The 13,360-nt window shown below is 76.3% G+C and carries 14 protein-coding genes and 1 riboswitch; of the genes, 9 read left to right on the top strand and 5 right to left on the bottom strand.

Annotated features, from left to right (window positions below):
• Nucleotides 1-42: 42 nt before the first annotated feature.
• Both AS188_RS02000 and gndA read left to right on the top strand, forming a co-directional pair.
• On the top strand, nt 43-984 hold the full coding sequence (locus AS188_RS02000) for an aldo/keto reductase (protein ID WP_058857436.1): 942 nt from the start codon (nt 43-45) through the stop codon (nt 982-984).
• Nucleotides 985-1,382: 398 nt separating this feature from the next.
• Entirely contained in the window at nt 1,383-2,846 is a 1,464-nt protein-coding gene (gene gndA, locus AS188_RS01995; protein WP_058857435.1) for an NADP-dependent phosphogluconate dehydrogenase, read from the top strand.
• A 158-nt stretch (nt 2,847-3,004) separates the two neighbouring features.
• On the opposite strand, the gene AS188_RS01990 is transcribed toward gndA, so the two are convergent.
• The 3 genes from AS188_RS01990 to AS188_RS01980 form a co-directional block, all read right to left on the bottom strand.
• Nucleotides 3,005-3,781, bottom strand: coding sequence for a hypothetical protein (locus AS188_RS01990; protein ID WP_058857434.1), 777 nt, complete (start codon nt 3,779-3,781; stop codon nt 3,005-3,007).
• A complete protein-coding gene (locus tag AS188_RS01985) occupies nt 3,778-4,161 on the bottom strand; it encodes a PadR family transcriptional regulator (RefSeq protein WP_058857433.1) in 384 nt (127 codons plus the stop codon). The genes AS188_RS01990 and AS188_RS01985 overlap by 4 nt, the downstream gene beginning before the upstream one ends.
• 61 nt (nt 4,162-4,222) lie before the next feature.
• Nucleotides 4,223-4,999, bottom strand: a complete 777-nt coding sequence (locus AS188_RS01980; protein WP_236945027.1) for a VldE C-terminal domain-containing protein — start codon at nt 4,997-4,999, stop codon at nt 4,223-4,225.
• 459 nt (nt 5,000-5,458) lie between these two features.
• Here AS188_RS01980 and AS188_RS01975 point away from each other — a divergent pair, with 459 nt between their 5' ends.
• Nucleotides 5,459-6,280, top strand: coding sequence for a gamma-glutamyl-gamma-aminobutyrate hydrolase family protein (locus tag AS188_RS01975; protein ID WP_236945026.1), 822 nt, complete (start codon nt 5,459-5,461; stop codon nt 6,278-6,280).
• Between the two features lie 112 nt (nt 6,281-6,392).
• On the opposite strand, the gene thiE is transcribed toward AS188_RS01975, so the two are convergent.
• Complete coding sequence (gene thiE, locus AS188_RS01970) at nt 6,393-7,058, bottom strand: thiamine phosphate synthase (protein WP_058859662.1); 666 nt, start codon at nt 7,056-7,058, stop codon at nt 6,393-6,395.
• 95 nt (nt 7,059-7,153) lie between these two features.
• Nucleotides 7,154-7,256: riboswitch (TPP riboswitch) on the top strand.
• A gap of 2 nt (nt 7,257-7,258) precedes the next feature.
• On the opposite strand from thiE, the gene thiO reads away from it, so the two are divergent.
• The 5 genes from thiO to AS188_RS01945 all read left to right on the top strand — a co-directional run bounded on the left by thiO (nt 7,259) and on the right by AS188_RS01945 (nt 11,387).
• Nucleotides 7,259-8,524 carry a glycine oxidase ThiO gene (gene thiO, locus AS188_RS01965; protein ID WP_373865641.1) on the top strand — a complete coding sequence of 422 codons (1,266 nt, stop codon included), beginning with the start codon at nt 7,259-7,261 and terminating at the stop codon, nt 8,522-8,524.
• Nucleotides 8,521-8,760 carry a sulfur carrier protein ThiS gene (thiS, locus tag AS188_RS01960; protein ID WP_058857432.1) on the top strand — a complete coding sequence of 80 codons (240 nt, stop codon included), beginning with the start codon at nt 8,521-8,523 and terminating at the stop codon, nt 8,758-8,760. The genes thiO and thiS overlap by 4 nt, the downstream gene beginning before the upstream one ends.
• 64 nt (nt 8,761-8,824) lie before the next feature.
• Nucleotides 8,825-9,622 carry a thiazole synthase gene (locus AS188_RS01955; RefSeq protein WP_236945086.1) on the top strand — a complete coding sequence of 266 codons (798 nt, stop codon included), beginning with the start codon at nt 8,825-8,827 and terminating at the stop codon, nt 9,620-9,622.
• Nucleotides 9,619-10,806, top strand: a complete 1,188-nt coding sequence (gene moeB / locus AS188_RS01950) for a molybdopterin-synthase adenylyltransferase MoeB (protein ID WP_058857431.1) — start codon at nt 9,619-9,621, stop codon at nt 10,804-10,806. The genes AS188_RS01955 and moeB overlap by 4 nt, the downstream gene beginning before the upstream one ends.
• A gap of 203 nt (nt 10,807-11,009) precedes the next feature.
• Nucleotides 11,010-11,387, top strand: a complete 378-nt coding sequence (locus AS188_RS01945) for a TIR domain-containing protein (protein ID WP_058857430.1) — start codon at nt 11,010-11,012, stop codon at nt 11,385-11,387.
• Between the two features lie 117 nt (nt 11,388-11,504).
• Here the strand turns inward: AS188_RS01945 and AS188_RS01940 are convergent, their stop codons facing one another.
• On the bottom strand, nt 11,505-12,416 hold the full coding sequence (locus tag AS188_RS01940; RefSeq protein ID WP_058857429.1) for a VOC family protein: 912 nt from the start codon (nt 12,414-12,416) through the stop codon (nt 11,505-11,507).
• 355 nt (nt 12,417-12,771) lie between these two features.
• On the opposite strand from AS188_RS01940, the gene AS188_RS01935 reads away from it, so the two are divergent.
• Complete coding sequence (locus AS188_RS01935; protein WP_058857428.1) at nt 12,772-13,305, top strand: DUF4242 domain-containing protein; 534 nt, start codon at nt 12,772-12,774, stop codon at nt 13,303-13,305.
• The last annotated feature ends 55 nt before the right edge of the window (nt 13,306-13,360 follow it).

The raw sequence follows: 13,360 nt of genomic DNA, 5'->3' as shown, positions 1-13,360 counted from the left end.
AGACCCCACGAGATGCCCCCGAGAGAACGGAAGTGCCCCGCCATGGCCCGTCTGCCCCGCACCGACCTCGAGCTCTTCCCGCTGAACCTCGGCGGCAACACCTTCGGCTGGACCGCCGACCGGGACGCGTCCTTCGCCGTCCTCGACGCCTACACCGCCGCCGGCGGCAACTTCGTGGACACCGCCGACGTCTACTCGGCGTGGGTCGACGGCCACACCGGCGGCGAGTCCGAGACCGTGCTGGGGCAGTGGCTGGCCGCCCGCGGCAACCGCGAGGAGATCGTGCTCGCCACCAAGGTCGGCGCCCACCCGCAGCGGCCGGGGCTGACGCGCGCGAACGTCGTCGCCGCCCTCGAAGACTCCCTGCGGCGGCTGGGCACCGACCGGATCGACCTCTACTACGCCCACCACGACGACGAGTCGGTGCCCGTCGCCGAGCAGGCGGCCGTCTTCGACGAGCTCGTGCGCGCCGGGAAGATCCGCGCCGTGGGGCTGTCCAACTACGGCCCCGACCGGCTGCGCGAGTGGTTCGAGACCGCCGAGCGGGAGGGCCTGACGGTGCCCGCGGCGATCCAGCCCGAGTACAACCTCGTGGCCCGGCGGGACTACGAGCGGCAGATCGCCCCCGTCGCCCGCGGGCACGGCGCCGCCGTGATGCCCTACTACGGGCTGGCCTCCGGGTTCCTCACCGGCAAGTACCGCACCCCGGCCGACCTCGAGGGCCGCGCCCGCCGCGGGGCCGCCGCCGCGCACCTGAACGAGCAGGGCCTCGCCGTCGTCGACGCCCTCGTGGCCGTGGCCGGGGCGCACCGGGCCGAGCCCGCGACCGTCGCGCTCGCCTGGCTGCTCGCCAAGGGCGCCACCGCCCCGATCGCCTCGGCCTCGGCGCCCGAGCAGGTCCCCGCCCTCGTGGCCGCACCCGGCCTCGAGCTCACCGCCGAGGAGGTCGCCGCCCTGGACGAGGCCTCCCTGCCCTTCGCCTGACCCGGTGCGCGGACGGACCGCCGCCGGGGCCGTCATCCGGGCCGTGACCCTGGGCCGCCGCGTTCGCTTCCGGTAATTTGGGATCGGGCGGCGGCACCCCCGTCGTCGTTCGTGCACTGCCTTCATCCCCCTTCGGAAGGAACTCCCATGATCGACCTGTCCCTCGTCCTCGACGCCTTCTTCAACCCCAACTTCACCGCCATCCTCGGGATGGTCCTGGACTTCCTCGCCTCGCTGCGCTGAGGTCCCGCACGGCCGGGCCCTGGGGCATCGCTCCCAGGGTGCCGGCCGGCAGGCGCCCGCTCCCCGCCCGGGGTGCGGGCGCCGGCGCGTCCCGGTCCGCGGCAACTCCTGTCCACCGCGCGGTCCCGGCACCGCGGGTCGCTAGGGTGGGTGTCATGGTGGCTGAGATGAAGAAGGCGCAGATCGGTGTGACGGGTCTGGCGGTGATGGGGGCGAATCTGGCCCGCAACTTCGCCCGCAAGGGGTACACGGTGGCGTTGCACAACCGGTCGGTGGCGCGCACCGATGCCCTGCTGGCCGAGCACGGGCACGAGGGCTCGTTCGTGCGCACGGAGTCGTTGGAGGAGCTGGTGGGGGCGTTGGAGTCCCCGCGGCGGATCCTGGTGATGGTCAAGGCCGGGGGGCCGGTGGATGCGGTGATCGAGGCGCTGGTGCCGTTGCTGGACCCGGGGGACATCGTGATCGACGGGGGCAACTCGTATTTCCAGGACACCCGCCGCCGGGAGGCGGCGCTGGCCGCGGTCGGGCTGCACTTCGTGGGGGTGGGGGTCTCCGGCGGGGAGGAGGGGGCGCTGCTGGGTCCCTCGATCATGCCGGGGGGTCCGCAGGAGTCCTATGCCTCGTTGGGGCCGATGCTGGAGTCGATCGCGGCGAGGGCCGAGGACGGGGCCCCGTGCTGTGCGTGGATCGGTCCGGACGGGGCGGGGCACTTCGTGAAGATGGTGCACAACGGCATCGAGTACGCCGACATGCAGGTGATCGGGGAGGCCCACGAGCTGCTGCGCTCGGTGGCCGGGCTGGAGCCGGGGGAGCAGGCGGAAGTGTTCCGCCAGTGGAACACCGGGGAGCTGGCCTCGTACCTGATCGAGATCACCGCCGAGGTCCTGGGTCAGGTCGATGCGCGCACGGGTAAGCCCTTGATCGATGTGATCGTGGACGCGGCCGGGCAGAAGGGCACCGGCACCTGGACGGTGCAGGAGGCGTTGGCCCTGGGCAGCCCGGTGACGGGGATCGCCGAGTCGGTCTTCGCCCGGGCGCTGTCCTCGGCCGAGCCGGCCATGCGCGCCCAGGCCCAGCGCCTGTTGCCGGCCGGGGTGGGGGCCACCACCGAGGACGTGGTGGGGGATGCGGGGTTCGTGGAGGATGTGCGTCAGGCGCTCTACGCCTCGAAGCTGGTGGCCTATGCCCAGGGGCTGGACATGCTCACCCTGGCCGGGGCGGAGTACGGGTGGGAGCTGGATCTGGCCGCGATCGCCTCGCTGTGGCGGCAGGGGTGCATCATCCGCGCCCAGCTGCTGGAGACGATCATGGAGGCCTACGCCGGGGAGTCCGCCCCGGCGAACCTGCTCTTCGCCCCGGCGGTGACCACCGCCCTGGAGGCGGCGCTGCCGGCGTGGCGGCGGGTGGTGGCCCGGGCGGTGGAGCGCGGGATCCCGGCCCCGGTGTTCTCCTCGACCCTGGCCTACTACGACTCCCTGCGCCGCCCGCGGCTCAACGCGGCCCTGACCCAGGGGCTGCGCGACTACTTCGGGGCCCACACCTACCGGCGCGTCGACGACGCCAGCGCCGGGGCCTACCACACCCTGTGGTCCGGGGACCGCTCCGAGGTCATCGCCTGAGCCCACCCCGCGCGCGCCCAGCGCACGACGAGGGGCGGCGTCCTGTGGCTCCCCCCGCGGGAGAACCACCGGACGCCGCCCCTCGGCGCTGCCGGTAGAGGAGGAACCCGGGCCCCGGCCTGTGTGGGGCCGGATCGCATCGCGCCCGGAGCCTGTCCTCAGGCGGTGAGCCGGCCGAAGGCCGCGAGGACGAGGTAGGCCACGGGCAGCATCGCCGCGGTCAGGGCGGCGATCCCCCGGCGCCCGCCCGCGCCGCGGGGCGCGGTGCCCGGCTGCGGGGGCAGCGGCGAGAGGACCGCGTCGTCACCGGGGCCGTGCACCAGCTCCCGGTGCACGGCCCACGCCAGGACCAGGACCACCGGGAACAGCCCCACCGCGACCGGTGCGGCGGGCAGGGAAACCGCCGCCGGCAGGTCGAGGCGCCCGGCGAGCGCCGCGCCCAGCCCCGTGAGCTGGACGACGACGACGAACGGGAGCCCGACCGTCCAGGGCCGGCGCACGAGCGGGCCCAGGACCCGGGGCAGGGCCAGCAGGAGCAGCACGAAGACCCCGAGCAGGCCCGCCTGCACCGCGTTGTAGGCCAGGTCCTCGCCGCGGGCCCAGGGTCTCGCCGCGGCGGTGCCCACCAGCAGGGCCGCGACCTGGGCCGCGGACAGGGCCGTGATCCGCCGGAACCCGGACGCCGGCCGCGTCGGGGACTCCTCGGCGATGCCGGCGGCGTAGGCGGCGGGGTCCCCGAAGGCCTCCTCCGGGGTCTCACCGGCAGCCGTGCAGTGGCTCTCGACCTCGCCGAGGCGGTCCCCGATCACCGGGCCCGGGACGTCGCGCAGGCGCAGCTCGAGCACGAAGTCCTCGCACCACGCGTGGTGGGCCCGCACGAACGGGCGCTGCCAGACCTCGGCGGAGAGGGGACGGGTGCGGGCGTCGGCGTTCACGGTGTGCTCCTCGAGGTGTGGGGGGTGCGCGGGGGCGGCGGGGCGCCGTCGGCGGGGGAGAGGTGGCCGGTGACCGTGGCCGCGAACGTCCGCCACCGGGCGGTGCCCTGTTCGAGCTCGGCGCGGCCGGCCTCCGTGAGGGCGAAGTACTTCCGGCCCGGCCCACCCTCGCCGGCCCGCCACTCGACGGTGACCAGGGCGTTCTTCTCCAGCCGGGCCAGCAGCGGGTAGAGCGTCCCGCCCTTGACCTCGCCCAGACCGGCCTCGGCCAGGGCGGTCGCGATCGCGTAGCCGTAGCTGGGCCCTCCGGCGAGCGTGCGCAGAACGCACAGGCCCAGGACGCCGCGCAGCCACTCGCTGTGCTGGGTGACGGTGCTCATGGCTACATAGTGCCGCTATCTAGTCAGTCTGTCTACTGTCTGTGCTCCCTCCGGCCGGCGTTCAGCGGGTTCCCCCGCGCAGCACGTCCACGTGCACGTGGTCGAGGTGGCGCAGGATCTCGTTGTCCGGGTCGGGGGCGTCGTAGTCCTGCCACTGCCCGCGCAGACCGTGCACGCTCCAGACCCGGTCGTCGAAGATCACGTACTGCACCTCCAGCTCCTCGGCGTGGGCGGCGAGCCAGTGCGCCAGGACCCACCCCTGCCGCCGGTTCTCCTCGGTCACCGGGCGGAAGAAGACGTCGACGGCGCGGCCGTCGTAGTGCGTCGACTCCGCCCCGTGCCCGGTGCCCACGCCACCGGGGGCGAAGCCGCCGAGGCTCTGCTCCCCGAAGACCCCGGTCATCGCCTCGAGCAGCCGCTGGGCGCGCGGGGTCAGGCCGGAGGGGGTCAGCTCCTGCGCCGGCAGGTCCTCGGCGGCCGTCGCCCGGCAGCTCAGGCTCGGGCCGGCGTCCCCGGGCGGGCCCTCGGCCAGCCGCTGCAGCACGGCGTCGTCGAGATCGGAGGTGTCCGGGGGAGCCTGCCCGCGGGCCGCGAGCGCGACCGCGGTGGTGGCCCGCTGCGCCTGCTCCCGGTCGAGCCCGATCCGCCCCTCGGCGGTCTCGACCGTGCACTCGCTGCCCCAGCCCGGCCCCGCGCCCGTGCGCAGGGCCTCGAGCAGACCGGGGCCGAGGAGGGCGAGCGCTCCCGCGAGCGCCGCGAGCAGCAGCAGTCCCGCGAGCGGGCGCCGGGAGCGGCGCCGGTCCCCGGTCGTGGTGGCGATGGCGCACCTCCTCGGCATGCGGTCCGGAGCTCACGTTCTAGCAGGCCCGGCTGGGTCCCGGCGGGGAGCAGCGCGGCGCTGGGGGACGATCCGTGGTCCCGGGTCCCTCGCCCGGCCCGCCGGGGCGGTGGACCATGTGCAACGGCGGGTTCTTCGCGGAGGGTGAAGAACCGGCGATGTTCTGCTCCTGGACGGGGATGCGCAGGGCCGGCACTGGGGCACAGTGAGGTGCACCACGAACGGGAACGGCAGTTCCCGGGGGATCGAGATCCGGACGGCACCCCTCGACCTGGGATCCCCACCGCAGCTCCGGCCGGCTCCACCACGACCGGCCGGAGCTGTGCGGCACCGCCGGCGCGCCTCGCCGGCCGCCGATCCCGCACAGCGTCCCGCCCCGCCCGCCCGGCGGAGCGGGGCGCGGGCCCGCCCGGCGGGCCGCCCGAGACGAACACCCCTTCACCGGGGAGGAGATGACCCATGAACCGATCAGCCGTCCGTCTTCACGAGCACGAGGTGACGCCCGTGGGCCTGTGGGCCCTGCGCGCCGGGGCCCCCACCGTGGCCGTCGTGGTCTCGCTGAACTTCCCGGGGCTCACGCCCCGGCACCGCGACCTGGTGCGCCGCTACACGCGCACCGCGCTGCAGGCCCTCGTCGACGCGGGCGCCCGGCCGGTCCTCGTCGACTCCAGCGCCGCCGCGCTGCCCGACCCGGCCGTCGCCGCGGCCGCCGACGGGCTGCTGGTGCTGGGCGGCGGCGACGTCGACCCCGCCCTCCACGGGGCCGAGGGGCCCGTGCCCGGCCAGTACGGCGTCGACCCGCGCGCCGACCGCTACACCCTGGAGCTGCTCACCGCGTGCCTCGACCGCGACGCCCCGCTGCTCGCCGTCGGCCGCGGCGCCCAGCTGCTGAACATCGCGTGCGGCGGGACCCTCGTCCCCGGCCTCGGCCCCGGGCACCAGGGGCACCCCGAGCGGGCCGAGGCCCGGGAGGAGGAGGTCGTGCTCGCGCCCGGCAGCCGCCTGGCCGGTCTCCTCGGTGCCGGGCGGGCCACCGTCCGCTCCGACCACCACCAGGGCCTCGCCGTCGTCGGCCCCGACCTGCGGGTCGCCGCCGTGGCCGGGGACGGCACCGTCGAGGCCGTCGAGCACCGCCACCGCACCTGGGTCCTCGGGCTGCAGTGGCACCCCGAGGACTCCCACGGTCCGTGCGCGCACCGGCGGGCGCTGTTCGGCGCCTTCGGGGCGCAGCTGGCGGCCGGCCGCCGCCCGGCCGCGGGGGAGGACCTGCTGGCCGCGTGAGGTTCCCCCAGTCCGCGAGGGGCGGCGTTCGGCGGTTCTGTTTCCCGCAGAGCCGCCGAACGCCGCCCCTCGCGGTGTTCTTCCGCGGTGCGTCCCGGGGCGCGTGCCGGGCTCAGGCCGGCAGCAGCTCCCGCAGCCGGCGGGCGGCCGCCTCCGGGTCGACGGCCTCCGTGACGGCCCGGACGACGACGGCGCGCCGCGCCCCGGCCGCCAGCACCGCCGGCAGGCGGTCCGCGTCGATGCCGCCGATCGCGAACCACGGCACGGCCCCCGCCCGGCCGGCGGTCAGCGCGGCGGTCTCCTCGACGAGCCCGAGGCCGGTGGCCGCCCGCCCGGGCTTGGTGGGGGTCTCCCACAGCGGGCCGGTGCAGAAGTAGTCGACCTCGGGGTCCTCGAGCGCGGCGCGGGCCTGGGCGGCACTGTGGGTCGAGCGCCCGATCAGCACGTCCGGGCCGAGCAGCGCGCGGGCCTGGGCGGGGGAGAGGTCGTGCTGGCCGCCGTGGAAGACGTCGGCGCCCACGAGCGCGGCGACGTCGGCGCGGTCGTTGACGGCGAACAGCGTCCCGTGCTCGGCCGCGACCCGCGCCAGCACGTCCAGGGCCTCGAGCTCGGCGTCCACCTCGAGGGACTTGTCGCGCAGCTGCACGACGTCCGCCCCGCCGGCGCAGATCGCGTGCAGGAACTCCTCGAGGTCGCCCCGCTCCGTGCGCGCGCCGGTGCACACGTACAGCCGGGCCGTGGCCAGCCGGGCGGCCCGCTCGCGGCGCAGCGCGCTCACCGGCGCGCTGCCGGGGGCACCGGGGGTCGTGACGGATCGGGGGGTCTCGGTATGCTGGGTCACACGCTGAAGGGTAGTCCGTGAGGACGAGCTCCAGCGCGTTCTGCGGGAGCCCCGGACGGGGCTGAGAGGGCTTGAGCGCCGACCGCCACACCTGATGCGGGTCATGCCGCCGTAGGAAAGGACAGCCGGTGGACACCGTGCACCCTCCGACCACCTCCCCGCACCCGGCCGGGACCGAGCACCTGCGCGCGGACGTCGCCGTGGTCGGCGCCGGCGTCATCGGCCTGGCCACCGCCTGGGAGCTGCGGCGCCGGGGGTGCTCCGTCGTCGTCGTCGACCCCGACCCCGGGGCGGGCGCCAGCCGCGCCGCCGCCGGGATGCTCGCCCCCGTCAGCGAGGTCCAGCACCGGCAGGACGCGCTCGTCCCCCTCATGCGCGCCTCGGCCGCCGCGTACCCGGGGTTCGTGGCCGGGCTCGAGGCCGCCGCGGGCGCGTCCGTGGGCCACCGCGCCACCGAGACCCTCGTCTGCGCCGCCGATCCCGCCGACCGGCAGGCCCTGGCCGACCTGCGGGAGCTGCAGCTGCGCCACGGCATGGAGGTGGAGGCCCTGCCGGTGCGCGCGGCCCGCGCCCTCGAGCCCGCGCTGAGCCCTCGGCTCGCCGGCGCCTTCCGGATCCCCGGGGACCACCAGGTCGACCCGCGCCGGCTCGTCGCGGCCCTGCTCGCCGCCCTCACCGCCCAGGACCCGCCCGAGGGCGCCCCGGCCGGGCCCGTCCGCATCGTCCACGACCGGGTCACGGCCCTGCGCCGCGGGCCCTCCGGTGCCGTGACCGGCGTGCGCCTGTCCCGGGGCGGGATGGTCTCCGCCGGCGGGACGCTCCTGGCCCCGGGCGCCGCCCTCGCCGCGATCGACGGGCTGCCCGCCGGGGCCCGTCCGCCCCTGCGCCCGGTGCACGGGGACATCCTGCGCGCCCGCCTGCCCGACGGGGCCCCCGAGCTGCTCGGGCGCACCGTGCGCGGGCTCGTCCACGGGGTGCCCGTCTACCTCGTGCCGCGGGCCGACCGCACGCTCGTGATCGGGGCGACCTCCCGCGAGGACGACCTCGCCGGGGCCAGCGCCGGCGGGGTGTTCCGGCTGCTGCGCGACGCCCAGGCGCTGGTGCCCGGCACCGCCGACCTCGAGCTCACCGAGGTCCTCGCCCGCGCCCGCCCCGGCACCCCCGACGACGTCCCCTGCCTGGGTCCGGTCCGCGACCCGGACGGGACCCCCGTGCCCGGGCTCGTGCTCTCCACCGGCTACTTCCGCCACGGCGTGCTGCTCACCCCGCTGGCCGCCCGCCTCGCCGCCCAGCTGCTCGCCGGCGAGCCCGGCCCCGACCCCGCCGCCGACGCGGAGCTGCTGACCACCACCGACCCGCAGCGCTTCGCCACCCCGTCCCCGACTCCCAGGAGCCCCCGATGACCGTCCTCCGCCTCAACGGCCGCCCGCACGAGACCGAGGGCGAGCCGACCGTCGCCGACCTCGTCGCCGAGGCCGTCGGCCGCCCCCTAGGGCCCGACGGCGCCCCGCTGGACGGCGGGCGCCTCGGGGTCGCCGTGGCCCTCGACGCCGCGGTCGTGCCCCGCAGCCGGTGGGCGACCACCACGGTGGGCGAGGGCCGGTCCGTCGAGATCGTCACCGCCGTGCAGGGAGGCTGAGCCCGTGCACCCCGCCTCCGACCCGCTCGTCCTCGACGGCGTGCGCCTGTCCTCCCGGCTGATCATGGGCACCGGCGGACTGAGCTCCCTGCACACCCTCGAACAGGCCCTCGTGGCCTCCGGCACCGAGCTGACCACCGTGGCCCTGCGCCGCTACGCCCCCGGCCGCGGCGACTCGCTGTTCGGGCTGCTCGAGCGCCTGGGCATCCGGATCCTGCCCAACACCGCCGGCTGCGCCACCGCCCGCGACGCCGTGCTCACCGCCGAGCTCGGCCGCGAGGCCCTCGGCACGGACTGGGTCAAGCTCGAGGTGATCGCCGACGAGCAGACGCTGCTGCCCGACGTCGTCGAGCTGCTGGACGCCACCGAGCAGCTCGTGGCGCGCGGCTTCCGGGTCCTCGCCTACACCTCCGACGACCCGGCGCTCGCCCGCCGGCTCGAGGACGTGGGCGCGGCCGCCGTCATGCCCCTGGGCGCCCCCATCGGCACCGGCCTGGGCATCCTCAACCCGCACAACATCGAGCTCATCGTCGCCCGCGCGTCCGTGCCCGTCGTCCTCGACGCCGGGATCGGCACCGCCTCCGAGGCCGCCCTGGCGATGGAGCTCGGCTGCGACGCCGTGCTGCTGGCCAGCGCCGTCACCCGGGCCCAGGACCCGGTGGCCATGGCCACGGCGATGCGCCACGCCGTGACCGCGGGCCGGCTCGCCGCGGCCGCCGGGCGGATCCCCGTCCGCCGCCACGCCGCCGTCGCCTCCTCCCCGCGGGCCGGGCGGATCGGCGCCGGTGCCTGCGACCCCGGCCCGTCGGACCTCGCGGGGGTTCCGGCCGGGGGCCGGTCCCCGGCCGGTGGGCTCCGGTGAACCCGTTGCCCCCGCTCGTGGACCCGGGCCCCGAGCTGACCCGCGCCGAGCTCGAGCGCTACGCCCGCCACCTCGCCCTGCCCCAGGTCGGACCCCTCGGGCAGCGGCGGCTGCGCCGCGCCCGCGTGCTCGTGGTCGGCGCCGGGGGACTGGGCGCCCCGGTCCTGCAGTACCTCGCCGCCGCCGGGACGGGGGTGCTCGGGATCGTCGACGACGACGTCGTGGCGCTCAGCAACCTCCAGCGCCAGGTGCTCCACGGCACGGCGGACGTCGGCCGGCCCAAGACCGACTCCGCCGCCGAGGCCGTCGCCCGGCTCGACCCGGGCGTCCACGTGCGCACCCACCCCGTGCGGCTGGACGCGGACAACGCGGTCGCCCTGTTCTCCGGCTACGACCTCGTGGTCGACGGCGCCGACAACTTCGCGACCCGCTACGTGGTCAGCGATGCCGCCGCACTGGCCGGGATCCCGTGCGTGTGGGGCTCGATCCTGCGCTTCGAGGGGCAGCTCAGCGTCTTCTGGGCCGGGCGCGGGCCCACCTACCGCGACCTCTACCCCGAGCCGCCGGCCCCCGGGGAGGTGCCCAGCTGCGCCGAGGGCGGGGTGATCGGCGCCCTGCCGGGCACGATCGGCGCGGTCATGGCCACCGAGGCGGTCAAGCTCGTCACCGGCGCCGGGGAGCCCCTGCTCGGACGGGTGCTGCTGCACGACGCCCTGGCCATGACCTGGCGCGAGCTGCGCCTCGAGGCCGACCCCGCCGCCGCCCCCGTCTCGGCGGTCACCCCCGCCGAGGCCTCCTGCGGCGTGCCCGGGGCCGACGCCGGGGCCGCCGCCGCCGAGAGCCTCTCCGCCGCCGAGCTGGCCGGGCTGCTGGAGCGCCGGGAGCAGGGCCGGGCCGCCTTCGCGCTGGTCGACGTGCGCGAGGGCTGGGAGCGCGAGCTGGCCGCCGTCCCCGGTGCCGTGCACGTCCCCCTGGCCGAGCTGCTCGACCACGGCCCCGCCGCCCTCCCGCCCGCGGCGCGCGGGACCGACCTCGTGCTCCACTGCCAGGCCGGGACCCGGTCGGCCCGGGCGCTCGCGGCCCTGCGCCCCGCCTTCGCGGGCCGGGAGGAGACCGTGCGCCACCTCGAGGGCGGGGTGCTCGCCTGGCTCGCGCACACCGGGCAGGAGCCCCCGCGCGGGTGACGTCGCGGTTGCCTCTCTCGCGACTCCTCTTCTGCTCGCGAGGGGTGGCGTTCGGCGGTTCTCCCCTCCCGGAAGCCGCCGAACGCCGCCCCTCGCGGCCCGGGAGGTCACGGAGCGTAGCCGACTGCCGGACAGGGGCGTTCGCCGGATACCGTGAGGCGCATCACTGTAGATGCTTGACCATGCAAGGAGGGTCGGCGGCAATGGAGCCCAAGACCGTGTACCTGGCGTGCGCCGCGGAGGACGAGCTGTACCGGGGACTGTTCACCACGCAGTGGTCCCGTGCGGGGGCCACGGCCCGCTTCCTCGGCCCGCCGGAGGAGGACGCCCCCGACGAGGACTGGCAGCGCGAGGTCCGCGGCCGCGTGCGGGAGTCCGACGGCGTGATCGCCCTGATCGGCGGCTACACCGAGACCTCGGACGAGGCGCTGTGGCCGATCCGCTGCGCCGTCGCCGAGAAGAAGCCCCTGCTGGGGCTGTGGATGGAGACCCAGCACCGTGTGAAGCCCACCGTGATGGGCTCGGCCCGCTGCAAGGGCTGGACGTGGGAGAACATCGGGGAGTTCCTCGAGGCCATCTGAGCCGCACAGCTCACCGGCCCCCACCGCGAGGGGCGGCGTCCGGTCGGTCTCCACTCCCGGAAGCCGCCGAACGCCGCCCCTCGCGGTGGGGGAGGAGGGGGTGGGGGGTGGGGCGGGTCAGGCCGCCGCGGCCACCTCCACCAGCGTCCGCCACGGGTCCTCGAAGCGCAGCACCGCGCCGTCGTGGCGGGTCGCCACCCCGTGGTGGGCCAGCCGCTCCTGCAGGGCGGCGACGTCCTCGGCGCCCGGCAGGTCGATGTTCACCCGGCCCAGGCCCAGGGAGGCGGCGCGGGGCCCGGCCCCGGCGCTGTTCCAGGTGTTGAGCGCGAGGTGGTGGTGGTAGCCGCCGGCGGCGACGAACAGGGCCGAGCCGATGTCGCTCATGACCTCGAAGCCGAGCACGTCGACGTAGAACTGCCGGCCCAGGGCGATGTCCCCGACCTGCAGGTGCACGTGGCCCAGGGTGGCCGGCGGTGCGGTGCGGGTCGCCGGGGCCGCCCCGGGCAGGTGCTCGCCGAGGAAGGCGTTGGGGTCCAGCGGGTTGGTGGCCAGGGTCAGCAGCCCGCTGGCCTCGCGCCGCCAGGTCTCGCGCGGGCGGTCGGCGTAGAGCTCCACACCGTTGCCCTCCGGGTCGTCGAAGTAGAAGGCCTGGCTGTAGAGGTGGTCGGCGCTGCCGGTGAAGGAGCCGGGGAAGGCCGTGGCGACCGAGGCGACGGCGGCGGCGAGGGCCGCCTCGTCCTCGAACAGCACCGCGGTGTGGAACAGCCCGGCCTGTCCGCGCCGGGCCGGGGGCAGCTCCTTGACCTGGCGCAGCCGCACGATCGTGCGCCCGTCGCGGCCGAGGACGGCGGTGTCCCCCGCGTGCGCGAGCACCTCGAGGGTCACGCCGCGGGTGTAGTAGTCGAGCGTCGCGTCCAGGTCGGCGACCAGCAGCTCCACCGCGCCCATCCGGGTGGCAGGGGAGAGGAGGTCCTCCGCGGGGCGGGCCCGCAGGGACTCGGGGCTGGGGTGCTGGGGGAAGATCGGCATGGGAGGCGTCCGTCCTGGAGGATCCGGGGGCGACGACGACGGGGCCGCGCCGCTTGTTGATGTGTCCCTGAGGATAGCGGAGAAATACTTTCCCAAGCAAGTATTAAGCGTCGGTGAGCGGCGACCCGCCCGCCGGTGACCCGTCCGCCGGCGGCACGACGGACCTCCCGGCACTGCGCGAGGCCCGTCCGTCAAGGGATGGGCCGGGCACGCCCGCTGTGTGACGAAGCGTGACGAAACCCGTGGCCGGGGCGGCTTTCCTCCCTAACCTGGGAGTCAGAGCCCGTCCGGGCCGGTCGGGGCCGATCCCAGAGGGCCCCGCCGGCCGGAAGACCGCCACCCGGAAGGAAGCCCCATGTCGCTGTACCTCATCGAGCTCGCCCCCGCCGCCGCCGGGAAGGACGCCGTCCGCCCGCTGCTGGACGCCGTGTCCACCGCCGTGGCCGGGACCGGGGCCGAGCTCATCGAGTCCCAGGTCACCGCCGATCTCGGCCGCGTGTTCGTGATCGTCGAGGCCGGCAGCCCCGAGGGGCTCGCCGAGACGGTCCGCGAGGCCCTGGGCGGGTCCGTCACCGAGGTCACCGGCCCGGACGAGGTCCGCCTCGTCGGCGCCGAGCTCGAGGACCTCAAGCAGCTCAAGGGCCAGACCGACTTCCTCGTCGAGTGGGACATCCCCGCCGAGATCACCATGGAGCAGTACCTGGCCCGCAAGAAGGCCAACTCCCCGAAGTACGCCGAGGTCCCCGAGGTCTCCTTCCTGCGCACCTACGTGCGCGAGGACACCGCCAAGTGCCTGTGCTTCTACAACGCCCCCGACGAGGACGCCGTCGAGCGCGCCCGCGCCGCCGTGGGCACCCCGTTCGACCGGATGTTCAAGCTCTCCGTCTGATCCCCGGCAGCACCTGCCCGCCGACGGCGGCCCACCGCGTCCGGAGGGCCGCCGT

This window comes from Kocuria flava (assembly GCF_001482365.1).
Lineage (GTDB): Bacteria > Actinomycetota > Actinomycetes > Actinomycetales > Micrococcaceae > Kocuria > Kocuria flava.
This window is presented reverse-complemented; position numbering and strand designations above follow the sequence as displayed.